The organism is Actinoplanes oryzae (assembly GCF_030757795.1).
In the GTDB taxonomy this organism is placed as follows: domain Bacteria; phylum Actinomycetota; class Actinomycetes; order Mycobacteriales; family Micromonosporaceae; genus Actinoplanes.
The window spans coordinates 20,076-45,152 of the sequence record NZ_JAUQWH010000031.1 but is presented as its reverse complement, the minus strand read 5'-3'; the positions used below and the strand labels follow the sequence as shown (position 1 = coordinate 45,152).

Below are 25,077 nucleotides of genomic sequence, written 5' to 3'. Positions count from 1 at the left end.
TGTCAGCGGTCACGCGCACGCTGGTCCGCATGACAGCAGATCCGATCATCGAGGCCGAGGGCCTCGTCAAGCGCTTCGGGAGCACCCAGGCGCTGCGCGGCGTCGATCTCGCCGTGCCTCGCGGCACCGTGCTCGGCGTGCTCGGGCCCAACGGCGCCGGGAAGACCACCACCGTCAACATCCTCTCCACGCTGCTCGCCCCGGACGGGGGCAGGGCCCGGATCGGCGGCTTCGACGTGGTCAAGGACGCGGCCAAGGTGCGCCGCACGATCGGCCTCACCGGCCAGTACGCGTCGGTCGACGAGGACCTCACCGGCCGGCAGAACCTCGAGCTCTTCGGCACCCTGCTCGACCTGGGCCGGCAGGGTGCCCGGAGGCGGGCGGCCGAGCTGCTCGAGTGGTTCGACCTCACGGACGCCGCGGACCGGATGGCCAAGACCTACTCCGGCGGCATGCGGCGCCGCCTCGACCTGGCCGCGAGCCTGGTCGGGTCGCCCGAGGTGATCTTCCTCGACGAGCCGACGACGGGCCTGGACCCGGCCAAGCGCGAGGAGATGTGGGACGTCGTGCGCATGCTCGTCGCGGGCGGTTCCACCGTGCTGCTCACCACGCAGTATCTCGAGGAGGCGGACGCGCTGGCCGACGCGATCACCGTGATCGACCACGGCCGCGTGATCGCGCACGACACCCCGGACGGGCTCAAGCGGGTGGTCGGCGGTCAGACCCTGGAGGTACGCCCGGCAGTCCCGGGCGATCTCCCCCGCGCCGCCGCGATCCTCGCCGAGGTCTCCGCGGGTGCCACCGCCGAGGAGATCCGCAAGGGCGTGCTGGCCGTGCCCGTGACCGGCGACTCGGCGCTGACCACGGCGGTCGCCCGGCTCGCCGCCGCGGACGTGACCGTCACCGAGCTCTCCCTGCACCTCCCCAGCCTCGACGAGGTCTTCTTCACGCTGACCGGCAAGCCCCAGGAAGAGGTAGCAGCATGACCACTCTCATCTCCCCGCAGCGCGCCGGCGGCAGGCCCGTCCCCGTGGCGGCGGCACAACCGAACCCGCGCCCGCTCCGGCTCATACGGCATTCCCTCGCGCTCATGAAACGCAGCTTGATCAAGACCTGGCGTACGCCGGAGGCGCTGATCGACGTCACGCTGCAGCCGGCGCTGTTCCTGGTGATCTTCGTCTACATCTTCGGCGGGGCGATCTCCGGCAGCACCCACGACTACCTGCAGTACCTGCTGCCGGGCATCCTCGGCCAGACCATCGCCACGGGGTGCATCGCCATCGGCGTCAACCTCAACACCGACCTGGCCAAGGGCATCTTCGACCGCTTCCGGTCGCTGCCCATCCCCCGGTCCGCCCCGCTGATCGGCGCGGTGCTCGGCGACGTCGTGCGCTACGTGATCGTCACGGTGGTCACGCTCGCCATCGGCTACCTGATGGGCTTCCGGATCACCACCGATCCGCTCAGCGCCATCGCGGGCGCGCTGCTCGCGGTGCTCTTCGCCCTGTGCCTGAGCTGGCTGTCCGTGCTCGTGGCGATGAAGGTGCGTACCCCGGGCGCCGTGCAGGGTCTGATGTTCGCGCTGATCATGCCGCTGAGCTTCGCGTCCAACGTCTTCGTGGGCACCAGCACGCTGCCGGGCTGGATGCAGGGCTTCGTCGACGTCAACCCGCTGACCCATCTCGTGGCGTCGATGCGCGGGCTGTTCCTCGGCACCCCGCTCGGCAATCACGTGTGGTGGACGCTCGCATGGTGCGCCGGCTTCGTCATCGTCTTCCTGCCGCTGGCGCTCCGGGCGTACCGGAAGAAGGTCTGAGCACCTCGTCCATGAGCTCGTAGATCCGCGGTCCGAGCTGCTCGAACCGCACACCGGCACGGCGGTCCTCCCCGAGGGCCGCCGTCAGCCGTTGCACCTCGCCGGGCGGGAAGAGCCCGGTGACATTCGTGCCCACGCTCATGCCGAGCTGCCACAGCTCCCGGGCGGTGACCAGGTCGCCGCGGTGCAGGGCCAGGGTGGCGCCGCCGATCGCCCACGCCCCGACCAGCGGGACGTCCCGGGTGGACAGCACCTCCTCCCGGCTTCCCAGGAGCAGTCGCCGGGCCGTCTCGTCGGCCGCCGGCGCCTCCCGGACCGCCGCCAGGGCCAGCTGGGTCACCGCCACGGCCACCCGGAAGAGCACCCGCGGCTGGGGGGAGCGGACCGGGAAGGCCTCGGTGGCGCGCAGCACCGCGTCGGCGTACCGGGTGGCCTGCTCCCACTCGCCGCGTTGCCAGGCCACATGGGCCAGTCCCAGGTTGGCCTGGGCGAGGTTCCAGTCCTCGCCGGGGTTGCCCGTCGCGGCGGTGTGCAGGCGGGTCTCGGCCTCCTCGTCGCCGATGAGCGCCAGCTGGGCGTCCAGGTTGATCCGCAGGGCGCGCGCGTCCTGAGCGGCACCGACCAGCTCCATGTGCCGGACGCCGAGGGCCAGCCAGTCGACCGCCCCGCCGGTGCCGCGCACGGCGATCGAGTTGCCGACCGTCTGGGCCGCCATGGCCATGCCCCAGTGGTCGCCGGCCGCCTCGAACTCGGCGTACGCCCGCTCGGCGTCCTCGATCGCCTCCGCCGGCATCCCGGCGTTCTCCCGGAAGGCCGCCCGGGAGAAGAAGCCCATCCCCCGCACGTACGCGTCCTCGTGGCCCAGCATCCGCTCGGCCGCCATCATCGCCCGGTCGAACTCGACCGTCCCGAACCACGGCAGCAGCTCCGCGAGGACCGCACCCCGCGCCGAGACCGCCTCGGGCCGCTCGCGCACCACCGTGCGGACCGTCCGGTTGCCGAGCGCGACGAGCCGGGACGGCCCGGTGATGCCGCCGTTGATGACGATCATCAGGCCCATCCACACCTGCCGGTCGGCGTCGGGCAACGGGCGGCCGCTCGCCTTGCCGCGCAGGATCGCGGAGCGCACGCGCGCGGCCGGATCCTCCGCGTGCGTCACCTGTCCGGCCCATTGCGACACCTCGAGGTGCAGGCCACGCACCATCCAGAACTGGAACAGCGTCGCCGCCACGTCCACCACGGCCGGCTCGTCCCCGATCGCCAGCGCCCACCGCAACGCGGCCTGCAGGTTCTCCGAGTCGCGCTCGACAGCGGCGAGGACGGCCAGCTGCCGCGGCCCGATCACGTCGGCCAGCAGCGACACCGCCACGGTACGGCCCCAGCCGAGCAGCCCGTCCATGGCGGCCCTGCGATCGCCCAGCCGGGCCTCGCCGTACTCCCGGACGGTCTCCAGCATCCGCCAGCGGGGCTCGCCGTCCTCCTGATCGAGCACCAGCAACGACTGCTCGACCAGCACCGCCAGGCCGCGCCGCACGTCGGACAGCCCGGCCACCGCGGCAGCCGTCTCCGCGGTGAACCGCGCCGGGATGACCGCCAGCCGTTGCAGCAGCTCCCGCTCGGCATCGGGCAGCAGCTCGCGGCTCCAGTCCACCATGGCCCACAGGCTCGCGTGCCGCTCGGGCAGCCCGCGCAGGGCGTCGTCGAGCAGCGCGAACCGGTCGTCGAGGCCGGTCAGCACGTCGTCGATGGGCATGTGCCGCAGCCGGGCGGCCGCCAGCTCCAGCGCGAGCGGCAGGTTGTCGAGGCGGTGGCACAGCAGCAGCGCGCGGTCGGTGTCCCAGGTCGGCACGGCCCCGCCCGCCCGGGCGCGCGCGTCGAGCAGGCCGAGCGCCTCGGCGTCCGGCAACGTGCCGAGCCGGTGCACGACCTCCTCGGCCAGGCCCAGCGGCGCCCGGCTCGTGGCCAGCACGGCCACCTCGGCGGCGACGTCGAGCAGGTCGGCGACCACGTCCGCGGCGGCGGCCAGGACGTGCTCGCAGTTGTCCAGGACCAGCAGCCCGTCCAGCTCCGGAGCCACGGCGCGCAGCCGCTCGCGGGGCGTGAGGACCCGGCGCTCCAGGTTCACCGTGGACGTCGTCTCGGCGCCGCCGAGGGCCCCGAGGATCGTGGGCAGCACCTCCGCGGGCGTCCGGACACCGGCGAGCTCGACGACGACCACGGCGCCGGCCGCGCGCCGCGCCACCTCGGCGGCGAGCCGGGTCTTGCCCGCCCCGCCCGTCGCCACGATCGTGACCAGCGGGGCCTCGGCGAGGGCGGCCGTCACCTGGGCCAGGTCGTCGTCCCGGCCCACCAGCGCGGTGCCGGGGCGCCGCCACGACCCGGGCAGGGTGGCCCGGCGGCCGGGGCGGGCCTCCTGCCTGCGGGCGAGATCGCCCCGGAGCAGGGCGACGTGGACCTCGGCGACGACGGGTGACGGGTCGGTGCCGTAGCGGTCGGCCAGCTCGGCGCGCAGCCGCTCGATCACCTCGAGCGCCTCGGCGTCGCGGCCCTGGGCGGCCAGGAGCCGGACCAGCAGCGCGATCGCGGGCTCGTCGGGCGGCGTCCGCGCGGCGAGCAGGCGCAGGTCGGCGTCGTCCAGGGCGCCGGCCCCGGCCAGGGCGGCCTCGGCGCGCAGGGCGGCGATCTCGCCGAAGAGCCGGGGCTCGGCCGCCGGCTCCGGCAGCTCGGGGAAGCAGGCCCGGGCCTGGTCGGCGGCCCGGCGGGCGGCCACCGCGTCGCCCGTGCTCAGCGCCGCACGCGCCTGCCCGGCGAGCGTGCGGGCCGTGGCGGCGTCGGTCTCGATCTGCTCGACCGGCGTCCGGTAGCCGCCGGGCACCGCCACGACCGGCACGCCGAGCCGCCGCACCCGGGACACCAGCGCCTGCACGGCCCCGGAGGCGTCGTCCGGCGGAGCCCCGTGCCAGACGGCCTCGGCCAGGGCGGTGACGGAGACGGCCCGGCCCCGGGCCGCCACGAGCTCACGGACCACCGCGGCCAGGCGGTCGCCACGCACCGGCCGGCCGTCGACGGCCAAGGGGCCGAGCAGGGTGATCCGCACCCGGCCATTGTCCGCCACCGCGCCACCCCGTTTCACCCGCCCGGCGGCGGGTGGCACAGGCTCAGCGGAACGTGGCGAAACGCTTGCGGATCTGGCCGCCGATCGCGGTGAAGTCGCCGCCCGCGCTCATCGCGCCGCCGTGCGCCACCAGCGTGCGGACGCCGATCACGCCGTTGGCCTGCGGCGCCCACGAGGTGAGGGCGCCGGCGCCGGTGAGCGAGGCCAGCTTCACCCGCGAGTACGAGCCGTCGAGGCAGGCGCCCTGCGAGCCGTTACGGGCGGAGCGGCAGATCTTGTCGAAGTGCCCGCCGACGTAGACGCTGCCGCCCAGCGTGGCGATGGCGACCGCGTCCCCGTCGAAGACGCGCTGCCACTTCAGCCTGCCGGCCGTGGTGTAGGCGAGCGCGCGTCCGCCCTGGCCGCCTGTCGCCGCGTACACGGTGCCGCCGTCGACGGCGATGGAGTTGACCTGCGAGTCCGGCTTGGGCGTGAACCCGCGGTCGACGGCGCCCGAGGAGGCCGAGATCGCCGCGAGGCGCAGCGTGCCGGGGACGCCGCCGACCTTGTGGAAGCCGCCGCCGGCGTAGACCCGGGCGCCGGCCAGGGCCAGGGCGTGCACGGAGTCGTCCGCGGCCGGGCGCCACCGGGAGTCCAGGGCGCCGGACGACAGGGAGAAGGCGGCCAGGTTGCCACGGGCGGAGCCGTCGATCTCCTCGAAGCTGCCGCCGACGTACAGGCGGCCGTTGCCCACCACCATGGAGTACGGCGCACCCGTCACCTGATGCGAGAAGGAGCCCACGGCACCGGAGGACGCGTCGAGGCGCACCAGGTTGTCGCGGATCCAGCCGGAGACCCGGCGGAACGAGCCGCCGGCGTAGACGGACGAGCCGCTGACGGCGAGGGCTCGTACCGTGCTGTCCGCCGCCGGGGCCCAGTCGAGCAGGGCGCCGGACGACGCGTCGAAGGCCGCGAGCCGGGACCGCGAGTAGCTGCGGCCGCCCGACTCGGCGCTGGTGAAGGCGCCGCCGACGTAGACGGTGTCCCCTCGGTACGCGATCGCGTACACGGGACCGTTGAACTGGGGCGCCCGGGCCGGGCCGGTCGTGATCGCACGGGCCGGGGCCGCGCCGGCGGCAACGGTGAGCGTGGCGGCGACGGCCGTCAGCAGCAGCCGACGCGCGAGAGGCATGAAACGCACATATCAGTCAACCATCGCGGGACGGCGAAAGTCGCGCCGCCGCACTGTCCGTTTCCTGTGCTTTATCCCTCACTGACGTTTTCTCCGCCGCCGGGACCGGCTCGGCCGGGGGCCGCAGGCGGGTGCCCGCCGTCACCTGGCCGGCGAGGTCCCGGTCGCGCAGGCCGAGCATCACCAGCCAGTCGACCAGCTGCCGGTGGACGGCGTCCGGGCCGATCAGCTCGCCCTGGCTGATCTGCCACTCCGCCGGGTGCACCAGCATCGCGTCGGTCTGCCAGCCGCCGAGCCCGCCGTGCGAGCCGACCAGCTCCTCGAACGCGGCGACCTCGCTGGTCACCGGGTCCACGCTGCTGATCAGCACCAGGTCGGGGATGTGCTCCGACTGCTGGTGGCGCAGCAGGTCGGCGCGGGCGTGCGGCCCGTACGGCAGCAGCGGGTCGATGCCCTCGACGGTGCCGTCCGTGAGCCGGTGGCTGCCCGCCGGCCCGTACGCCACGGGACCGTCCGCCTCGTCCACCACGACGATGCCGATGCCCGGGTGCCCGGCGAGCCCCGAGATCAGCTGCGGGTAGACGCGGTCGATGCGGTCCTTGGTGAGCCGCTCCGGATAGCGGGTCAGATAGACGAGCGCGAGGTTGCCCGACGAGACGACCAGCAGCGGCGCCACCGGGGAGGGCGGGAAGTCGGGCTCGCGCTTCGCCTCGTCCTCGGCCGGGGCGGTGGGCGCGTCGGCCGGGTCGGGCGCCGAGAAGCGCTCGACCGCCTCGTCGAGGGTCTCGCCGTGCCGCTGCCGGAAGGTCGCACCCTGGCTCTGCCCGTGGTCCGACACGATCACGATCTGGTACGACCGGGCGGCCTCGCGGCGCAGCTTCTCCAGCACGCCGAGCATCCGGTCGAGGCTTTCCAGCTGCCGCATCGACTCCGGGCGCGCGGGGCCCGCGTGATGCGCCACCTCGTCGTAGTCGACCAGGTCGCAGTAGATCGCCGGGGCGCCCCGGGCCATCTGCTCGGCGATCAGCGACACGTTGACGTCGCGCAGCAGCATCGAGGCCGGGCGCAGGGCGAGGAAGGCGCCGGAGCGGCTGACCCGCGGCTGCAGGTTGCGGCGCCGCTGGAGCCGGGCCTGATAGAGCTCGACGGCCACCTCGCCCACGCCCAGCACCAGGGCGCGGGTGAAGCCGAACGGGCTGGCCATGAACGCCGCCCAGCCCCGGGCGGACCGGCCCGGCAAGGCGGCATGACTGACCGTGAGCAGGCAGGTCGTGGCGTCGCCGGAGAAGGCGTTGCCGATGCTCACGCCGTCGTCGCGCAGCAGGCCCCGGCCGTCGGAGAGGCGGGGCTGGATCACAGCGGCGTCGCGGGGGCGGTTGGAGACCATCAGCTTGCCGGTGTCCTTCTCGAACCACCGGAAGCCCGGGATCTGCCGGGAGGCGCCGTGCAGGATGCCCGCCTGCGATGCGGGGGTCGTGGACGGGAGGCCGGTGTGCCAGCCGCGCATGGTGTGCGTACCGGAGCGGAGCCAACGGCCGAGAGTCGGCAGGTTGCCGGCGCGGACCGCCCAGCGCAGCACCGGCTCGCTGACCCCGTCGAGCTGGACCATGAGCAGACCCGGCTCGGTGCCCATCGCGGGCCGGTGCAGGGCCAGGAACCGGCCGCCGGCCTGCCGGGCCTGGCGCCGGCGGATGGCGCGCATGAGCCGGCGGGCCTCCTTGAGGAACGTGTCCTCGGTGCCGCTGTCGACCATCCAGTCCAGGATCGCGGCGCCGACCACGGCGACCAGGGCGGCGACCCCGACGGTCGGCCAGCCGCTGAGCCGCTTGGAGGGGTCCAGCTCGAGGGCGACCGCCATGACCGCGATCTGGGCGACGACGCCGAGCAGCATCGCGCCCCAGCCGCCGAGCGCGGTCACGCCGAAGAGCAGCAGCGGCCGCAGCACCGCGCCCACGACGGCGACCAGGACCACGAGCCCCATCGTGTCGATGACGTCGGTGCTGCGGACCCCCGGCATCAGCCACAGGGTGATGCTCAGGACGACGAAGGTGATGATGCCGTTGCGCAGCACGGCCTTGAGCCGGTCGAGCACGCGCGGCCAGGCGAGCAGCGCGCGCAGATCGTCCCTGCGACTGCTCTCCGGTTGTACGGCCACCGGAAAACGATCGCACAGCTGCGGGCGTCCCCGCTTCCCACGTCACCAACGACACGTTCCGGCGGCCCACCCGATCGGATGACAGAGGAGTTTTCCGGCACCGCGCCGCGATACGGTCGGGGCTCTGCGAGGGATGGGGAGGCCCGCATGCGGGTCGTACCCGTTGTCGTCACACTGCTGCTCGTCCTGGCCGGCTGCTCATCGCCGCCGTCACCGTCGCCGTCGCCGTCGCTTGAGCCGGCGCCGGCCGCTGCGCCCAAGGTCGTGGGCTACTTCACCGACTGGGGCGTCTACGGCCGCAACTTCCAGGTCGGGGACGTCCCCGCCGGCAAGCTGACCCACCTGCTGTACGCCTTCGGCAAAGTCACCGACGGCAAGTGCACCACCAGCGACGCGTGGGCCGACTACCAGCGCCCCGTGGCGGCCGGCGACAGCGTGGACGGCGTCGCCGACCGGCCGAAAGAGGGCCTGCGCGGCAACTTCGGACAGCTCCGCAAGCTCAAGGCCCGTCATCCGGCCCTGAAGGTGCTGTGGTCGTTCGGCGGCTGGACCGGCTCCGGCGGCTTCACCGAGGCGGCGAAGAACCCGGCCGCGTTCGCCGAGTCGTGCGCCAAGCTGATCCGGGACCCGCGCTGGGCCGGCGTCTTCGACGGCGTCGACATCGACTGGGAGTACCCGAACGCCTGCGGCCTGAGCTGCGACACCAGCGGACCCGACGCCCTCACCGGCCTGGTCACCGACCTGCGCCGCGAGCTGGGCCCGGACGCCCTGGTCACCGCCGCCGTCCCCGCCGACACGGGCAAGCTGGGCGCCAGCGACTACGCCGACGTCGCGGCACAGACCGACTGGCTCAACGCGATGACGTACGACTTCTTCGGCACCGGCGACACGCCCGGCCCGACGGCGCCGCACTCGCCGCTGACCGCGTACCCGGGCATCCCCCGCGAGACGGCGACCACCGAGGCGGCCGTCCAGAAGCTCCTCGACCTCGGCATCCCCGCCGGCAAGATCCTGCTGGGCATCGGCTTCTACGGCCGCGGCTGGACCGGCGTCGGCACGCCGGACCCGGGCGGCAAGGGGACGGGCCCGGCGCCGGGCAGCTATGAGCGGGGCATGGAGGACTACGGCGTCCTGGCGCGCACCTGCCCGCCGACCGGCACCGTCGGCGGGACCGCCTACGCCTACTGCCGCGGCCAGTGGTGGAGCTACGACACCCCGGACACGATCAAGACCAAGATGGCGTACGTCCGGAGCAAGGCCCTGGGCGGCGCGTTCGCCTGGGAGCTCTCCGGCGACACCGACGACTCCCGGCTCCTCGGCGCCATGGCCGACGGGCTCGGTTAGCGGCTCAGCCGATCCGGACCCAGACGTCGTCGACCGTGCCGTGGAACTGGTCGTTGTCGGCGTAGGAGCCCTTGCCGCCCACGCTCAGCGGCCGGTTGTTGGTGATGGACAGGGTCGCCGCGATCGGGCGGTTGCCGCGCACCGCGCCGTCGACCAGGACGGTGAGGGCGGTGCCCCGGCGGCGGCACTCGATGTCGTGCCAGTGGCCGTCGGCGACCGAGACCGTGCTGCGGACGATCTTTATCCCCGGCCGGGCTCCGACGAGGACGCAGCTCGGCCGGCCGGCGGCGCCGTCGACCTGCAGCTTCCACTGGCTGGTGCTGGTGGAGTAGCCCTTTTGCACGACGTTCTGGCCCTTGGTGGTCTGGTCGCGGGGCAGCAGGACCGAGGCGCCGTACGCGATGTCGCGCGTGCCGGGGTTGAGCGCGGCCGTGCTCGGGCTCTGCAGTGCGGCGTGGGCGCAGGTGCGCGGCTTGCCCGTGCACTTCGGGGGGAAGCGCAGCGCCTGGCCACGGTTGTGCGGCACCGCGCGGACCACGCCGCCGTTGCCGGCCACCAGCCGCAGCGTGTGCCCGCGCCCGGACTCGTCGGCGATGCCGGTCGCGCGGCCGCCGTCGAAGCGGAACTGCGCGACCAGCAGGCCGGCGGTCGCCCGGGAGACCGCGGCGTGGGCCAGCTCAGCTGCCGCGACGGCTTGAGCGGTCAGCGCCTGCACCCGGGCGCCGGTGTCCCGGGCAGCCTGCCACTGTGCCCGGACGCTGACGGCCGGGGCGGCCTGCCACTGTGCCCGGGTGCTGGTGGCCGCCGCGGCGGGGGCGGTCGGCGCACACAGCAGCCCGGTCAGAGCGGCGGACGCGAGAACACGGCGAGTGGTCATGTCCGAATTATTGACCACTGGGGTGCTTTTTACGCATTCCCGTGGGGGGACGCCGGTCAGCCGATGTGGGCGGGGCCGTCGGCGGGGCTCAGCTCCTCCTTGCGTACGCGGATCATGACGGCCGCGATGACCGCCGCGACCAGGATGATGACGGCGGCCCAGGTGAAGGCGTCGGAGTAGCCTTCGATCTGGCCGAGCAGGCCGGCCCGCTGACCGTCCTGCGGGCTCGCGGGCGGGTGCGCCGCGAGGTACGCCGTGATGGCGCTGGTCGCGATCGTGTTGAGCAGCGCGGTGCCCAGCGAGCCGCCGACCTGCTGCGTCGCGTTGAGCGCCGCGCTCGCCGCGCCCGCGTCGTGGCCGGGGACGCCGACCAGGGCGAGGCTCGACAGCGGGACGAACGTGAAGCCCAGGCCGAGGCCGAGCAGAATCTGCGCGGGGAAGAGGTGGGTCCAGAACGACGTGTCGAGGTCGATGAAGCGCAGCCAGAACATGCCCGCCGCGGCCAGCACCGGCCCGATGATCATGAGCGGCTTGGGGCCGATCCGGGGCAGCAGGTTCGACGCGGCGGTGGCCGAGACGAGCACGCCGAGCGTCACCGGCAGCGACGCGAAGCCGGTGTGCAGCGGGGTGTAGCCGAGCACACCCTGCAGATAGAGCGCCAGGAACAGGAAGGCGCCGAACAGCCCCGCGCCGACCAGCATGGACGTCAGGTACGCGCCCCCGCGGTTGCGGTCCAGCACGATCCGCAACGGCAGCAGCGGGTTCCGGGTGCGCCGCTCGACCAGCACGAAGATGACCAGCAGCACGATGCCCGCCGCGATGAAGCCCCACGTGGTGCCCGAATCCCAGCCCTTGCCCTCCTTGGCGGCCTCGGTGAAGCCGTAGACCAGGGACGCGAGGCCGAGCGTCACGACCACGGCACCGGGCACGTCGTAGGAGGTGTCGCCGTCCGCCCGGCTCTCCGGCACCACCGGGACGGCGAGGGCCAGGGCGACCAGCGCGATCGGGATGTTGACCAGCAGGCACCAGCGCCAGTTCGCGTACTCCGTGAGCACCCCGCCGAGCAGCAGGCCGACCGCCGAGCCGCCGCCGGCGATCGCGCCGTACACCGCGAAGGCCTTGGCCCGCTCCCGCGCCTCGGTGAACAGCACCGTGAGCAGGGCCAGCGACGCGGGGGCGAGCAGCGCCCCGAAGGCACCCTGCAACGCACGCGCCCCGAAGAGCATCGGCCCGGTGGTCGCCAGGCCGCCCAGCGCCGACGCCGCGGCGAAGCCCACCGCACCGACCAGGAAGGTCCGCTTACGGCCCCAGTAGTCGGCGATCCGGCCGCCGAGCAGCAGCAACCCGCCGAAGGCCAGCGTGTACGCCGTGACCACCCACTGCTGGTCGGCCTCGGTGATGCCCAGGTCCTCGCGGGCGCTGGGCAGGGCGATGTTCACGATGGTCGCGTCGAGCACCACCATGAGCTGGGAGATCGCGATCACGCCGAGCGCGGCCCAGCGGCGTGGATGAGGGCTGCCGGGCGCGGAGTGCTCGGCGGCTGCGGGAGCAGCGGACATGACGGTCCTTCCGACGGGTCCGGAGGCGTCGGACCCCCGGACCGCGATCGTAGGTTCCGATCATGGCCAATTGCGCCTTGACGAGGCGAAATGAGACGGTGCTCGCAGTGTCGGAATTCCGGTTTACCGTCGGCCGCTCTCCTCGGGGCCGGGTCAGCCGGCGCCACCCGCTGTGCCCGGCACGTCGCTGCCTTCTCGGGGGCGCGGTCAGTCGGCGCCACCCGCTGTGCCCGGCATGTCGCTGTCCAGCGGCTTGCCGGGGACGGCGCTGTCCAGCGGCACGGCCGTCGGCGGCACGAGCCCGAGCTGCACCCCCTGCCGGGGCAGCACGGCGTCGAGCAGCCAGTCGGCCGCCACCCGGACCCGGTTGCCCGGCATGGACAGCAGGTGGTAGCCGCGGGTCACCACCTTGGCCGGCAGGCCCTTCAGCGGGACGCCCACCGGGTTCGCCGCCGAGTCGAGCCCGCCCAGGTCCACGACGAAGCCCAGGTCATGATGCTTGTACGGCCGCCGGCGCCCCTGCCCGTACGAGGCGGCGATGTTGTGCGCCACGGTCTTGCCCTGCCGCGTGGCGTGCTGCGCGGTCATGCCCGTGATCTCGCCGGGCCGGGTCAGGTCGGGCACGGCCGCCGCGTCGCCGGCCGCGTAGACGTCGGGCAGCCCGGGCACGTTGAGGAACTCGTCGACGACCAGCCGGCCCTGCTTCACCTCGAGGCCGATGTCGGCGACCAGCGGGTCCGGGCGTACGCCGACGCACCAGATCAATGATCGGGTCGGCACGAACTCGCCGTTGCTCAGCCGCACTCCCTCGCTGCCGGCCTCCTTGACCGACGTACGCAGCAGCACCTCGATGCCCCGCCGGCGCAGCACGTCGTCCGCCGCCGAAGCGAGCCGCTGGTCGAGCGACGGCAGCACCCGCTCGGCGGTGTCGATCAGCAGCCATCGGGGCAGCCCGCGCAGCTGCGGCCGGTGCCGGGTCAGCTGCTCGGTGAACAACACGCCCTGCGCCGCCACCTCGGTGCCGGTGTAACCCGCGCCCACCACGACGAAGGTGGTCCGGGCCGCCTGCTCCGCGGGACTGGTCGCCGTGTCGGCCATCTCGATCTGCCGGGTGATGTGATCCCGCAGGTAGAGCGCCTCGGGGATGCCCCGGAACCCGTGCGCGTTCTCGGTGACGCCGGGCACGGGCAGCAGCTTGTTGACACTGCCCGCCGCGATCACCAGCCGGTGGTAGCCGAGGCTGCGCTTCTCGCCGTCCGGGTCGACGTAGGACACCCGGCGCTCGGAGAAGTCGAAGCCGTCCGCCTCGCCGAGGATCACCTGCACGTCGGGCAGCGCGCCGGCCAGTGACACCGACACCCGCCTCGGCTCCAGGATCCCGGCGGCGACCTCCGGCAGCAGCGGCAGGTAGAGGAAGTAGTCGGTGGGGTTGAGCAGCACGATGTCGGCGCCGCCGCGGGCGAGCCGGCTGAGCGTACGTGCTGTCTCGAAGCCGGCGAAACCCGCGCCGACGATGACGATCCGAGGGCGAGCCATCCGTGGTCCTTCCGTCGACGCGACTGAGACCATGCCCGCTCGACGCTAACCGAACCACGCGGCCGTTGTCTCCCGCGTCACGACTCGCTCCTGGTGTCCCCCGTGCGAGCTACCGGCAAGTGTCCTCCGCAGCGGGATGGGGCGAGCGTCCGATTTCCATAGCGTTCTGTCCATGGAAAACACCACGCAGCACACCGCCTCCCCGGCCACCCTCTCCCTCACGCAGCAGCGGCTCCGGCGCTTCCGGGTCCCGGTGCTGATCGCGGGCATGGCCGTGGTCCTCGTCGCCGCCCGGGCCCTGGACGGCCTGACCGGCCTCAACGCCTTCACCGGCCTGCTGATCGGCCCGGCCCTCGCGGTCGCCGCGGTCTTCGCGTACAAGTGGCTGGTCCGCAAGGTCGAGGGTCGCGAGGACGTCGCCGAAATCACGACGACCGACCGCTGGAAGAACCTCCGCCGCGGCGCCACGGTCGGCGGGCTCGCCTTCACGGCCACGATGCTGCTCATCGGGATGTTCGGCGGCTGGGAGCACGTCGGCGGCGGCAGCATCGGCGGCCTGCTGATCACCCTCGGCATCATGACCAGCGTCGCGGTCAACGAGGAGATCCTCTTCCGGGGCATCATCTTCCGCATCCTCGAGGAGCGGGCCGGCAGCGTCGTCGCCCTGGTGGTCTCCTCGATCCTCTTCGGCCTGACCCACCTGTTCAACCCGGGCGCCACGGTGTGGGGCACCCTGGCGATCGCCATCGAGGGCGGCACGATGGTGGCCGCCGCCTATGTCCTGACCCGCTCGCTCTGGCTGCCGATCGGCATCCACTTCGGCTGGAACTTCGTGCAGGCCGGCTTCTTCGGTACGGCCACCTCGGGCACCGAGCAGACCGACAGCCTCTTCCACTTCCAGCTCTCCGGCCCGTCGGTGCTGTCCGGCGGCGGCTTCGGCCCCGAGGCCAGCCTGGTCGCCCTCCTGGTCTGCGCCGTCCCCACGGTGATCATGCTCCGCATGGCCGCCCGCAAGGGGAACTTCCGCTCCGGCACCCTCCGCCTGCGCCGCAAGTCCGCCTGACCGCCAAGCCGCCGACCGGTCGCCGCCCCGCACCCGCCCGAATTCCCGCTCGCGCCCCGCCGCTCCCGCCCCTAAGGCCACGACGAGCTCAAAGGCGAAAACGAAGGCAAAGCAAAGACGCGAGGGCGAAAACGAAGGCGAACCGAAGGCGCGAAGGCGAAGCGAAGGCGCGAAGGCGAAGGCGCGAGAGCACGAGAGTACGAGAGTAAGGGCCGCACCGAGCAAGACCCCGAAAGCGAAAGGCCCCGGCACTTGCCGGGGCCTCGCTGCATCTCGAGGACGCACAGTCGTCAACATCGCGCCGGCACCCCAGACGCGCGGCCGCCGAAGACGCACGGCGTTGGCGAACGCATGGCCATCGAAGAAGCGCGACCGCCGAAGGGCCCTGGTCAGAGCGCGGAGGTCACTCCTCGCCGCCCTCGTCGTCCCCCTCGAAGACCTCTTCCATCATCTCGCCCGCGAGGTAGCCGGCGGCCATGCCGCCCGCGACACCCGCCACGACCCCGCCGACGCCCATGCCACCGCCGTGCCCGTGGCCGCCGTGCCGGTAGTGGCCGTGGTAGCCCCCGCCGTGCCCGCCGCCGTAGGCCGCGTGCCCGTAGCCGGGTGCGCCATAGCCGGGCTGCGCACCGTAGCCGGGCTGCGCGCCATAGCCGGGAGCGCCGTAACCCGGCTGGGCGCCGTAGCCCGGAGCGCCGTAACCGGGCTGGGCGCCGAACCCGGGGGCACCGAAGCCGGGCATGCTCTGCCGGTGGCTCACGGCCTGCTGCACCCAGCCGTCGACGACCTGCGCCCAGTCCGCCGTGTCGGCGTCGGTGTGCGGGACGGTGTAGCGGCCGTAGGAGTCGTGGCCGCCGCTGAACATGCCGCCGCGCTTGTCGAATTCGAGGACGACCTCGACGGCGTGCGGGCTGGTGACGAAGGTCAGCTCGACCTCGTTGATGCCGTGCGCGTACTGCGCCGGCGGGAAGTATTCGATCTCCTGGTAGAACGGCAGCGTCTGCTGCACGCCGTAGATCTGGCCGTGCTCGAGGTCGGCGCTCTTGAACTGGAAGCCGAGCCGGGCGAAGGCCTCCAGGATGCGCTCCTGGATCGGCAGCGGGTGCACGGCGATCGGGTCGAGGTCGCCCTTGTCGACGGCCTTGGCGATCGCCACCTCGGTGCGCACGCCCATGGTCATGCCGCGCAGGTGCTGACCGTAGACCGCGGTGATCGGCGTCTCCCACGGCACGCTGATCTGGAACGGCAGCGACAGGTGCTGCCCCTCGGCCAGGCGCAGCGGCCCGCTGACCGCCACGCGGTGGAACTCGCCGTTGGCGGCGAACTCGCCGCTGCCGCCCTCGACCTCGATGCGGGTGACGAGGCCGAGCGTGATGTGCTCGATCTCGACGTCGTGGTTGCCACCGGTCAGGTTGACCTGGCCCGCGAGCACGCCACCGGGTCGCGTGTTCGGATCGGCCAGGACGGTGTCGACACTCGGGCCGCCCACCCCGAAGGCGCCCAGCATCTTCTTGAAACCCACGGACATCCCCCTACACAGGACTTTCAGGTCCGGCAGAAGCTAGCAATTCAGGCTGAGCGTCCGCTGAAAGCAACCGGAGCCGCACGCCGGTGATCGCCCGTCCGGTGACCTCCGTGACCTCGGCGGTGTGGTGCTCCAGCGCGACGACCTCGCCGGGCTCCGAGGGAATGTGTCCGAGACGCGACAACAGGAGACCCGCCACAGTCGTGTAGTCGCCGACCGGCGTGTCGACCTCGACGCCGAGGTCGGGCAGGTTGTGCAGCGGGAAGGTGCCGGGCAGCAGCATCGCCCCGTCCGGCTCGCGCACCACCGACTCGACGTCCCGGTCGCTCTCGTCGTAGATCTCGCCGACAACCTCCTCGACGAGATCCTCCATCGTGACCATGCCGCCGACCGCGCCGTGCTCGTCGACGACCAGCGCCACCTGCCTGCGCTGCTGGCGCAGCTGGCGCATGGCGTCCGCGATCTTGAGGCTCTGCGGGAGGAAGAGCGCTTCCGACGCCGCGGTCAGCACCGGGCCCTCGACACCGACCAGGTCGCGCAGGTGCACCATGCCGACCACGTCGTCCAGGCCGAGCGGGCCGGTGACGGGTGCCCGCGAGTGCCCGGCCGCGATCAACTTGCGCAGCGCGTCGTCGGCGCGCAGCACGGCGGAGAGCACGAAGACGTCGCGGCGAGGAACGAAGATCTCCCGGAGCGTACGGTCGGCGATCTCGAACGCCCCGCTGATGATCGTGCGCTGCTCGGCGGTGAAGTCCTCCTGCCCCGCCACGATGTCGCGGATCTCCTCGCTCGTCACCTCCTCGCGCGCCGCGTCGGGATCCGCGCCCGACATTCGGACGATCAGGTCGCTGGCCTTGCCGAGCAGCCAGACGGCCGGCCGGGTCAGCGTGGCGAGCAGGTCGAGCGGGCGGGCCACGGCCAGCGCCCAGCCCTCGGCGCGCTGCATGGCGATCCGCTTCGGCGCCAGCTCGCCGACGACCAGCGTCAGGAACGTCAGCACGAGGGTGACCAGCACGATCGCGGCGGGAGCGGCGGCCGCGCCGAGGAAGCCGAGCGGCCCGATGAGCGGCTGGGCGAGCGACACCGCCGCGGCGGCCGAGGCGAGGAAGCCGGCAAGCGTGATGCCGATCTGGATGGTGGCGAGGAAGCGGTTGGGGTCGCGGGCCAGCCGGGCCAGCACGGCGCCGGCCCTGCTCTGCTGCTCGAGCCGCTGCAGCTGGCTGTCGCGCAGCGAGACGAGCGCCATCTCGCTGCCGGCGAAGACGGCGTTCAGCAGCACCAGCACGATGACGAGGGCGACCTGGCCGCCATATCCACCCATCCCGCCCCATTACCCATCGGAGGAAGCCGGGACACCCAGCCGCTCGAGCCACCGGTCGAGCAGGGCGGCCTCCACCGGCTCGAGCGCCTGCGTGCCCGACACGGCGAGCTGGGAGCGCAGCCGCTGCGCCGCCTCCGGTACGCCCCCGGCGCTCACCGGGGCGGCCGCCGGCGAGGTCAGCACGGCGGAGAACACGGCGTCGCGCATCCGATGGGACAGCGCCGGATGCTCGAAGAGCGCCGGCTGCGCGATGAGGGTCAGTGCCAGGCCGACATTGGCGGGCAGGATCAGCTGGGCCGCCGCCACCGGTGAGACCTTCAGGGCGCCGGCCGCCGACACCCGGACGAGGGTCGCCACGAGCAGCTCGAAGATCTGCCGCCGGGCCACCGAGTGCGACTGCGGCCGGGGCGCGAACATCAGCTGGTAGAGCGCCGGATTGGCCAGCGCGAAGTCCATGTGGTCGTCCCAGCCGACCCGCAGGTCCTCGATCACGTCGCCGGACTCAGGCAGGGCCGCCTTCTGCTCGGCGTAGCGGCGCAGCCCGTCGTCGGCGAGCGCGTCCAGCAGCCCGTTCTTGTCGCCGAAGAGCCGGTAGAGCACGGGTTGCGTCACCCCGACCGCCTCGCAGACGGCCCGGGTGGCGATGTCGTTGTCCGGCGAGAGGACCAGCAGCTCCTCGGCTGCCGCGATCATCTCCGCCCGAATGTCCCTCGTCACAAAATCAATGTTACGCCATCCCGATAGCCGTGCTACGGTCGTCGTATCGCCGCTAATTTCAGCGATACGATGAGGGCGTCATGAAGGCAAGAGGGCGCCCTGAAGGAGGAGAACGTCATGAAGGAGGACGTCATGAGGGTCGCCATCGTCACCGGAGCCTCCCGCGGCATCGGCCGGGCCGTCGCCGTCAAGCTCGCCGCCGACGGGCACGCCGTGGTCGTGAACTACGCGGGCAACGAGAAGGCCGCCAACGAGGTGGTCGACGAGATCACCGGCGCCGGCGGCCAGGCCGTCGCCTTCCAGGCCGACGTCGCCGACGAGCAGCAGATCGCGGCACTGTTCGACACGGCCGAGCAGACGTACGGCGGGATTGATGTCGTGGTCAACTCGGCCGGCATCATGAAGCTGTCCCCGATCGCCGACATCGACCTCGACGACCTCGACCGGATGCACCGCACCAACATCCGCGGCACGTTCGTCGTCGCCCGCGAGGCCGCCCGCCGGGTCCGCGACGGCGGCACGATCATCGGCCTCTCCACCTCGATCGTCGGCCTCCAGCTGCCGACCTACGGCGGCTATGCGGCCAGCAAGGGCGCCGTGGAGGCGATGGTCCTGGTGCTCGCCCGGGAGCTGCGCGGCCGGGACATCACCGTCAACGCCGTGGCCCCCGGCCCGACGGCCACCGAGTTCTTCCTCGACGGCAAGGACCAGGCGACGATCGACCGGATGGCGAAGCAGCCGCCGCTCGAGCGCCTCGGCGAGCCCGTCGACATGGCCCGCGTCGTCGCCTTCCTCGCCGGCCCCGAGGGGCACTGGGTCAACGGCCAGACCGTCCGCGCCAACGGAGGGATCATCTGATGCCCGCCACCGTCCTGGTCACCGGGGCGTCCAGCGGCTTCGGCCGGCTCACCGCGATCTCGCTGGCCCGCGCCGGGCACACCGTCGTCGCCGGCATGCGCGCGATCGACGGCCGCAACGCCGAGGCGGCCGCCGCCCTCCGCGCCCTGGCGACCGACGAGGGGATCAGTCTCGACGCCGCCGAGCTCGACGTGCAGTCGCAGGAGTCCGCCCACGCCGCCGTGCACGGCCTGCTCAACACGCACGGGCAGCTCGACGTCGTCGTGCACAACGCCGGGCACATGGTGCTCGGCCCGGCCGAGGCCTTCACGCCCGAGCAGCTCGCCGCCGTCTACGACGTCAATGTCCTGGGCGCCCAGCGAGTCAACCGGGCCGCCCTGCCGCACCTGCGCGAGCAGCGGTCCGGCCTGCTGGTCTGGGTCGGCAGCTCGTCGACGCGGGGTGGTCACCCGCCGTTCCTGGCGCCCTACTTCGCCGCGAAGGCCGGCATGGACGCGCTGGCCGAGAGCTACGCCGCCGAGCTGATCCGCTTCGGCATCGACACCTCGATCGTCGTCCCCGGCGCCTTCACCTCCGGCACGAACCACTTCGCCCACGCGGGCACGCCGGAGGACAGCGCGGTCGAGGCCGCCTACGACGAGCTCTACGGCGAGCTGCGCGCGGGCATCGGCGACCGGCTGGCCGCGCTCGTCCCGCCGGGCAGCGAGGCCCAGAGCGTCGCCGACGAGATCGTGCGCGTGGTCGGGCTGCCCGCGGGCGAGCGCCCCTTCCGCAGCCACGTCGACCCCAGCAAGGACGGCAGCGAGGTCGTCTCGGTGGTCGCCGACCGCATCCGCCACGAGTTCTACCACCGGGCCGGCATCGCCGACCTGCTGCCCCAGCACGACGCACTCTGAGAATCGAGGAGAGACACCATGCCTTTCGCCAACCTCAAGGTCCCGGCCGACACGCTGACGCCGGAGTCGAAGAAGAAGCTGATCGACGCGGTCACCGATGCCTACGTCGGTGTGTACGGCGAACGCGCCCGCGCCACCACCCTGGTCCTCGTCGAGGAGGTCACCGAGGGCGGCTGGGGGCTCGGTGGCACCGTGCTCACCGCCGAGATGCTCGGCAAGTCCTGACCGCTCGCATCCGAGCGACGGCGGCCATGATGGTCACTGGATCGGCAAGGTTGAAGGCGTCGCTGGGCAGCCCGACCCGCCCGTCGGTCACGAACGGCCGCGTCTCCCCGGCGGTCGGCTGCGACATCGCGCACACCCGGGCGACGGCGGGCCGGGCGGTCGCCGGGGCGGCAGGTATCGAGCGCTCAGACTCGGGTGACGGCGGCCCGGGCGGTCGCCGGGTCGGCCGCGGCCAGCGCCTGCTGTGCCGCGGCACGGCACTCGTCCAGCGTGTATGCGCGCAGTGCCGCGCGTACTTCGGGGATCGCCGCCGGCGTCATGGACAGGCTCGTGATGCCCAGCCCGGCGAGCACCACCGCGAAGGCGGGGTCGGCCGCCGCCTCGCCGCAGACGCCGACCGGCCGGCCCAGGGCGGTCCCGGCTGCCGCGCACAACGCGACCAGGGACAGCAGGGCGGGCTGCCAGGGGTTGAGCAGGTCCGCCAGTTCGCCGCTGCGGCGGTCGGCGGCGAAGGTGTACTGGCTGAGGTCGTTGGTGCCGACGCTGAGGAAGTCGACGGCCCCCAGGAGCTCGGCCGAGCGCACCGCCGCGGCGGGCACCTCGACCATGACGCCGACCGTGGGCAGACCGGCGTCGCGGCACAGCGCGGCGAACTCGGCGGCCTCCGCCACCGTGGTCACCATGGGCGCCATCACTTCGACGCGGGCGGCCGAGTCGCGGGCCGCCGCCGCGATCGCCGCGATCTGGGTACGCAGGATCTCGCCCCGGCGCCGCGCCACGCGCAGGCCGCGGATGCCCAGCGCGGGGTTGGGCTCGTCGCCGTCGTGCAGGAAGGGCAGCGGCTTGTCGGAGCCCGCGTCGAGCGTGCGCACCACGACCCGGCGGCCCGGCAACGCCGCGAAGACCTCGCCGTAGGCCGCCACCTGCTCGGCCATCCCGGGCGGGTCCACGTGGTGCTGGAAGAGCAGCTCGGTCCGGAAGAGCCCGACGCCCTCGACCGCGACGCCGGCCAGCTCCGCGGCGCCGCCGATGTTGGCCAGCAGCGCCACGGGATGCCCGTCGGCCGTGCTGCCCCGCGCCGAGGAGAAGTCGGCCGGGCGCGGAACGTCGGCAGGAGCCTCGGCAAGACCGCTGGTGACCCGTCCGGCAGTGCCGTCCACGGTGATCACCGTGCCGTCGGCGATGTCCAGGGCTCCCCCGCACGCCACCACCGTCGGGAGGCCCCGGGCGCGGGCGAGGATCGCGGTGTGGCTGAGGAAGCTGCCCGCCGAGGTGACCACCGCGAGCACCCGCGCCGGGTCAAGCAGCGCCGCGTCGGCCGGCGCCAGGTCGACCGCGACCAGGATGTAGGGGCAGCCGGGCTCGGGCAGCGCGGGCATCCGCAGGCCGAGGCAGTGGGCGATCACCCTGTCCCGCAGGTCGTCGAGGTCGGCGGTGCGGGCCGCCAGCAACCCGCCCGCGGCGATCAGGGCCGCCCGATGCTCGGCCAGGACGGCGGCGACGGCATGCGGCGCCTCGTGACCCGCGCGCACCGCCAGGGCCACCCCGTCGCGCAGGGTCCGGTCGGCGGCCAGGGCGGCCTGGGCGCGCAGGATCTCCGCGGTGGTCGGATCGGCGGCCGCGGCGGCCCGGCGCGCGATGTCGAGATGGGCGGCGTCGATCGCGGCGAAGGCCCGGTCCACCTCGGCGTCCGGATCGGTGACCGGGCGCGGCGCGGGCAACCGGGGCGGATCGGCGAGGCGATAGGCGGGCCCGGTGGCGGTGCCCCCGCTGGCCCCGAGCCCCCGAAGCAGCTCAGGCATCAGCAGCGCCCCGTCCGCGAAGCCGGCCACGCATCAGCAGCGCCCCGCCCGCCAAGCAGGCCGAGCATCGACGGCGTCCCGCCCACGAACAGCCCACGCATCGACGACACCCCGCCCGCGAACAGCCCACGCATCGACGGCGCCCTGCCCGCGAACAGCTCACGCATCGACGGCATCCCACGCGGGAGCAGCCCACGCATCGGCGGCGCCCCGCCCGGGAACAGCTCAGGCATCGGCGGCGTCCAGGTCGGTGGCGAAGAGGTCGGCGAGCTCGGTCAGCGCCCCCGGGGCGAATGGCCCGTACGCCTCCAGGATCAGCTCGCTCCCGCAGAGCGCACCCAGGCTGACCAGCGCCAGCGTGCTGTCGGCCGGCACGGCGGCCCGGTCCTGCGTCCGCACGGTGACCGGCGTGGGCAGCCGGGCCGCGGCCTCGGCGATGCGGGCGGCGACCCGCAGGTGCAGCCCGGCCCGCCCGGCGAGCAGCACTGTCCGGATCATGGCTCGTCGTCCAGGTGCAGCATCGCCACGATTTCCTCCGGGTCGGCGGACTCGCGCAGGGCCCGGGCCCGGCCCGGGTCGAGCAGGATCCGGCCGAGCGCCGCCAGCAGGGCCACGTGGCCGTCGCCGCGGGCGGCGATCGCGACGCACACCCGGACGGTCTCGCCGTCCCAGGACACGCCTTCCGGGAAGCGCAGCACCGCCAGCGAGTCGCGCCGCACCAGCGCCCGGGACATGTCGAGGCCGTGTGGGATCGCGACGCCCTCACCGACATAGGTGGACATCGCCCACTCGCGGTCGAGCATCGCGTCGCGATAGGACGGATGGACCGCGCCGATCTCCTCCAGGACGTCGGCGCAGCGGTGGACGGCGGCTTCCCGGCTTGCCGCGGTCTCGTGCACGCGGACACCGCACGGCTCGAGGACCGGCCGGACGTTCGTGGTCATCCGGCCAGCCTCACGAGCGAGCGTCCCAGCACGCCGTCATTGTCGCCGGGATTCCAGGTCACCACCAGAGCCGGTGCCCCACCGGCCGCCACGGTGTGCCCACCGGCCCCCGCGTTCGTGACCACGAGCAGGCCGCGCACCCCGTGCCCGGCGAACGCTTGGCGGGCGGCGTCCAGCGCCATGACCGGCAGCACCGGCACCTCCACGTGACAGATCGAGACGCCGAAGAGCCGGTGCAGGGCCCGGGTGAGCAGGTGGCTGCCCGCCTCGCCGGGCACCCATTGCAGGCCGGCGCCGGTGCGGCGCAGGGTCTCGATCACCCGTTTTTCGTACGCCACCCGGCGCAGCTCGGGCCCGCGCTGCGGATCGAGCGCCGCCTCCAGCCGCTCCCGGGCGGCGGCGGGCATGGCCTCGAGCACCTCGCCGAGCTGATCGGCGCCGAGCCGGCCGAGCAGCGGGACCGCCCGCTGATCCGGGAGCACGGCCAGCACCGCCGCCGCCTCGGCCGGGGGCAGCAACGCGAGCTCCCCGCCCAGCCGGGCGTCGCCGAGGTGCCCGGCCAGCGCGGCCCGGCGGGCGGGGTCGGCGGCGGTCAGCAGCCGGGCGATGAGCCGGCCGTCCATCGCGCCGAGCAGCCGTTCGATCCGGTCGCGGGGCATGGCGAGCAGCGCGTTCACGGCCCGGTGCGGCGGGGCGGCGCGGAGCATGGTGACGACGTGGTCCGTCGGCATGGAGCCGAGCACGGTCAGCTCCCCGGCGTACCGAGGACGACGCCGCCCGACTTGACGGCCGCGACGACCCGGGCCACCGCGGGGTCGCCGAGGAAGAGCCGGAAGCCGACGACGACCTTGCCGGGCGCGACGGCGCGGGCCCGGGCGGCGAGGCCGAGCTGGCAGAGGATCACGTCGGCGTCGGCCGGGATGGCGGCGACCGGGTGGTGCTCGACGGTCACCGGCAGGTTGCGCAGCTCGCGCCGGAGCTGCCCGGCGAGCAGGACGCTGCTGCCCATGCCGGCGTCGCAGGCCACGACGACCTTGCGGATGCTGCCGCCGGGGATGCCGTCGCGCGGGATGCCGTCCATCTCAGAGGTCCTCGTCGCCGCGGGTCAGCCGGCCGAAGCCGAGCAGCAGGGAGCCGACCACGAACGAGACGCCGGCGGCCACGACGACCCCGGCGAGCACCCCGAAGTAGTCGCCGCGCGGGGTCTCGGCGAGGTAGGCGAAGATGCTGCCCGGCGAGGGGGTGGCGATCAGGCCCACCCCGGTCACCATGAACGTCACGATGCCCGCGGCGCCCCCGGCGATGGCGGCGAGGATCATCGTGGGCTTCATCAGCACGTACGGGAAGTAGATCTCGTGGATGCCGCCGAGGAACTGGATGGCGGTGGCGGCGGGCACGCTCGGGCGCAGCGCCGGCGGGCCGAAGAGCAGGTAGGCGAGCAGGATGCCCAGCCCGGGGCCGGGGTTGGTCTCCAGCATGAACAGGATCGACTTGCCGCTGTCCGACGCCTCGGCGATGCCCAGCGGCCCGAGCACGCCGTGGTTCACCGCGTTGTTGAGGAAGAGCACCTTGGCGGGCTCGATCAGCAGCGCCGCCGCGGGCAGCAGGCTGTGCTCGACGAGGAACCGGACGCCGGCGCCCGCCGCGTCGGTGAAGATCCGCACGACCGGGCCGATCGCGACCACCCCGGCCAGGGCGACCGCCGCACCGGTGATGCCGGCGGTGAAGTTGTCGACCAGCATCTCGAAGCCGGGCCGGATCCGGTCGGCCAGCAGGGCGTCGACCTGCTTGACCAGGTACGCGGCCAGCGGCCCGACCAGCATGGCGCCGAAGAACATGGGGGTGTCCGCGCCGACGACCAGGCCCATCGTGGCGACCGCCCCCGCCACGGCGCCGCGCTGCCCGTGCACCATGCGGCCACCGGTGTATCCGATCAGGACCGGCAGCAGCACGTGCGACATGGGGTCGATGAGGGCGGCGAACCGCTCGTCGGGCAGCCAGCCGTGCTCGAAGAACAGGGCGGTGATCAGGCCCCACGCGATGAACGCCGCGATGTTGGGCATGACCATGCCGGAGAGGTGTCCGCCGAAGCGCTGGACTCGCGCCTTGATCCCGGCGCCCTGGTCAGGGGGCGCATACAGCTCCGCCACGGC

22 protein-coding genes are annotated in these 25,077 nt (G+C 73.5%); 7 read left to right on the top strand and 15 right to left on the bottom strand.

Going from position 1 to position 25,077, the window contains the following annotated elements:
- Positions 1-29: 29 nt before the first annotated feature.
- Positions 30-986 carry an ATP-binding cassette domain-containing protein gene (locus tag RBH18_RS13365; RefSeq protein ID WP_306207431.1) on the top strand — a complete coding sequence of 319 codons (957 nt, stop codon included), beginning with the start codon at positions 30-32 and terminating at the stop codon, positions 984-986.
- A gap of 104 nt (positions 987-1,090) precedes the next feature.
- Positions 1,091-1,816, top strand: coding sequence for an ABC transporter permease (locus RBH18_RS13360; protein WP_306207428.1), 726 nt, complete (start codon positions 1,091-1,093; stop codon positions 1,814-1,816).
- On the opposite strand, the gene RBH18_RS13355 is transcribed toward RBH18_RS13360, so the two are convergent.
- The 3 genes from RBH18_RS13355 to RBH18_RS13345 are packed head-to-tail and all read right to left on the bottom strand — an operon-like array spanning position 1,767 to position 8,257.
- A complete protein-coding gene (locus tag RBH18_RS13355; RefSeq protein WP_306207426.1) occupies positions 1,767-4,931 on the bottom strand; it encodes an AAA family ATPase in 3,165 nt (1,054 codons plus the stop codon). The two genes, RBH18_RS13360 and RBH18_RS13355, sit on opposite strands and share 50 nt — an antisense overlap.
- A gap of 43 nt (positions 4,932-4,974) precedes the next feature.
- Positions 4,975-6,102: a PQQ-binding-like beta-propeller repeat protein gene (locus tag RBH18_RS13350; protein WP_306207424.1), complete on the bottom strand. Its 1,128-nt coding sequence runs from the start codon at positions 6,100-6,102 to the stop codon at positions 4,975-4,977.
- A gap of 16 nt (positions 6,103-6,118) precedes the next feature.
- Positions 6,119-8,257 carry an alkaline phosphatase family protein gene (locus RBH18_RS13345; protein ID WP_306207422.1) on the bottom strand — a complete coding sequence of 713 codons (2,139 nt, stop codon included), beginning with the start codon at positions 8,255-8,257 and terminating at the stop codon, positions 6,119-6,121.
- 147 nt (positions 8,258-8,404) lie between these two features.
- Between RBH18_RS13345 and RBH18_RS13340 the strand changes: the two genes are divergently transcribed.
- The gene (locus tag RBH18_RS13340) at positions 8,405-9,601 is read left to right on the top strand and encodes a glycoside hydrolase family 18 protein (RefSeq protein WP_306207420.1); all 1,197 of its coding nucleotides are present in this window, start codon (positions 8,405-8,407) and stop codon (positions 9,599-9,601) included.
- Between the two features lie 4 nt (positions 9,602-9,605).
- Here the strand turns inward: RBH18_RS13340 and RBH18_RS13335 are convergent, their stop codons facing one another.
- The 3 genes from RBH18_RS13335 to RBH18_RS13325 all read right to left on the bottom strand — a co-directional run bounded on the left by RBH18_RS13335 (position 9,606) and on the right by RBH18_RS13325 (position 13,573).
- Positions 9,606-10,478 (bottom strand): LamG-like jellyroll fold domain-containing protein, encoded by an 873-nt coding sequence (locus RBH18_RS13335; protein ID WP_306207418.1) that lies wholly within the window; start codon positions 10,476-10,478, stop codon positions 9,606-9,608.
- A gap of 56 nt (positions 10,479-10,534) precedes the next feature.
- The gene (locus RBH18_RS13330; RefSeq protein ID WP_306207416.1) at positions 10,535-12,037 is read right to left on the bottom strand and encodes an MFS transporter; all 1,503 of its coding nucleotides are present in this window, start codon (positions 12,035-12,037) and stop codon (positions 10,535-10,537) included.
- Between the two features lie 207 nt (positions 12,038-12,244).
- Complete coding sequence (locus tag RBH18_RS13325) at positions 12,245-13,573, bottom strand: NAD(P)/FAD-dependent oxidoreductase (protein ID WP_306207414.1); 1,329 nt, start codon at positions 13,571-13,573, stop codon at positions 12,245-12,247.
- 172 nt (positions 13,574-13,745) lie between these two features.
- Here RBH18_RS13325 and RBH18_RS13320 point away from each other — a divergent pair, with 172 nt between their 5' ends.
- Complete coding sequence (locus RBH18_RS13320; RefSeq protein WP_306207412.1) at positions 13,746-14,636, top strand: CPBP family intramembrane glutamic endopeptidase; 891 nt, start codon at positions 13,746-13,748, stop codon at positions 14,634-14,636.
- A 403-nt stretch (positions 14,637-15,039) separates the two neighbouring features.
- Here RBH18_RS13320 and RBH18_RS13315 read toward each other — a convergent pair whose 3' ends face one another.
- From RBH18_RS13315 to RBH18_RS13305, 3 genes are read right to left on the bottom strand one after another with little or no spacing between them, the layout of a single operon-like run.
- Complete coding sequence (locus tag RBH18_RS13315) at positions 15,040-16,158, bottom strand: sporulation protein (RefSeq protein WP_306207409.1); 1,119 nt, start codon at positions 16,156-16,158, stop codon at positions 15,040-15,042.
- A 10-nt stretch (positions 16,159-16,168) separates the two neighbouring features.
- Positions 16,169-17,482 carry a hemolysin family protein gene (locus tag RBH18_RS13310; protein ID WP_306207407.1) on the bottom strand — a complete coding sequence of 438 codons (1,314 nt, stop codon included), beginning with the start codon at positions 17,480-17,482 and terminating at the stop codon, positions 16,169-16,171.
- Positions 17,483-17,491: 9 nt separating this feature from the next.
- Positions 17,492-18,199, bottom strand: a complete 708-nt coding sequence (locus tag RBH18_RS13305) for a TetR/AcrR family transcriptional regulator (protein ID WP_306207406.1) — start codon at positions 18,197-18,199, stop codon at positions 17,492-17,494.
- A gap of 132 nt (positions 18,200-18,331) precedes the next feature.
- On the opposite strand from RBH18_RS13305, the gene RBH18_RS13300 reads away from it, so the two are divergent.
- Genes RBH18_RS13300 through RBH18_RS13290 form a run of 3 tightly spaced genes read left to right on the top strand, consistent with a single transcriptional unit; the run spans position 18,332 to position 20,178 of the window.
- The gene (locus RBH18_RS13300; protein ID WP_306207405.1) at positions 18,332-19,057 is read left to right on the top strand and encodes an SDR family oxidoreductase; all 726 of its coding nucleotides are present in this window, start codon (positions 18,332-18,334) and stop codon (positions 19,055-19,057) included.
- Positions 19,057-19,953, top strand: coding sequence for an SDR family oxidoreductase (locus tag RBH18_RS13295; RefSeq protein WP_306207404.1), 897 nt, complete (start codon positions 19,057-19,059; stop codon positions 19,951-19,953). Before RBH18_RS13300 ends, RBH18_RS13295 begins: the two co-directional genes overlap by 1 nt.
- Before the next feature lie 18 nt (positions 19,954-19,971).
- On the top strand, positions 19,972-20,178 hold the full coding sequence (locus RBH18_RS13290) for a tautomerase family protein (protein WP_306207402.1): 207 nt from the start codon (positions 19,972-19,974) through the stop codon (positions 20,176-20,178).
- 185 nt (positions 20,179-20,363) lie between these two features.
- On the opposite strand, the gene RBH18_RS13285 is transcribed toward RBH18_RS13290, so the two are convergent.
- The 6 genes from RBH18_RS13285 to RBH18_RS13260 form a co-directional block, all read right to left on the bottom strand.
- Positions 20,364-21,980, bottom strand: coding sequence for a putative PEP-binding protein (locus RBH18_RS13285; RefSeq protein ID WP_306207400.1), 1,617 nt, complete (start codon positions 21,978-21,980; stop codon positions 20,364-20,366).
- A gap of 225 nt (positions 21,981-22,205) precedes the next feature.
- Positions 22,206-22,478, bottom strand: coding sequence for an HPr family phosphocarrier protein (locus RBH18_RS13280; protein ID WP_306207398.1), 273 nt, complete (start codon positions 22,476-22,478; stop codon positions 22,206-22,208).
- Complete coding sequence (locus RBH18_RS13275; RefSeq protein ID WP_306207396.1) at positions 22,475-22,924, bottom strand: PTS sugar transporter subunit IIA; 450 nt, start codon at positions 22,922-22,924, stop codon at positions 22,475-22,477. Before RBH18_RS13275 ends, RBH18_RS13280 begins: the two co-directional genes overlap by 4 nt.
- On the bottom strand, positions 22,921-23,667 hold the full coding sequence (locus RBH18_RS13270; protein ID WP_306207394.1) for a magnesium transporter MgtE N-terminal domain-containing protein: 747 nt from the start codon (positions 23,665-23,667) through the stop codon (positions 22,921-22,923). Before RBH18_RS13270 ends, RBH18_RS13275 begins: the two co-directional genes overlap by 4 nt.
- Before the next feature lie 2 nt (positions 23,668-23,669).
- Positions 23,670-24,005, bottom strand: coding sequence for a PTS lactose transporter subunit IIB (locus tag RBH18_RS13265; RefSeq protein WP_306207392.1), 336 nt, complete (start codon positions 24,003-24,005; stop codon positions 23,670-23,672).
- 1 nt (position 24,006) lies between these two features.
- Positions 24,007-25,074, bottom strand: a complete 1,068-nt coding sequence (locus tag RBH18_RS13260; protein WP_306207390.1) for a PTS mannitol transporter subunit IICB — start codon at positions 25,072-25,074, stop codon at positions 24,007-24,009.
- Between the last annotated feature and the right edge of the window lie 3 nt (positions 25,075-25,077).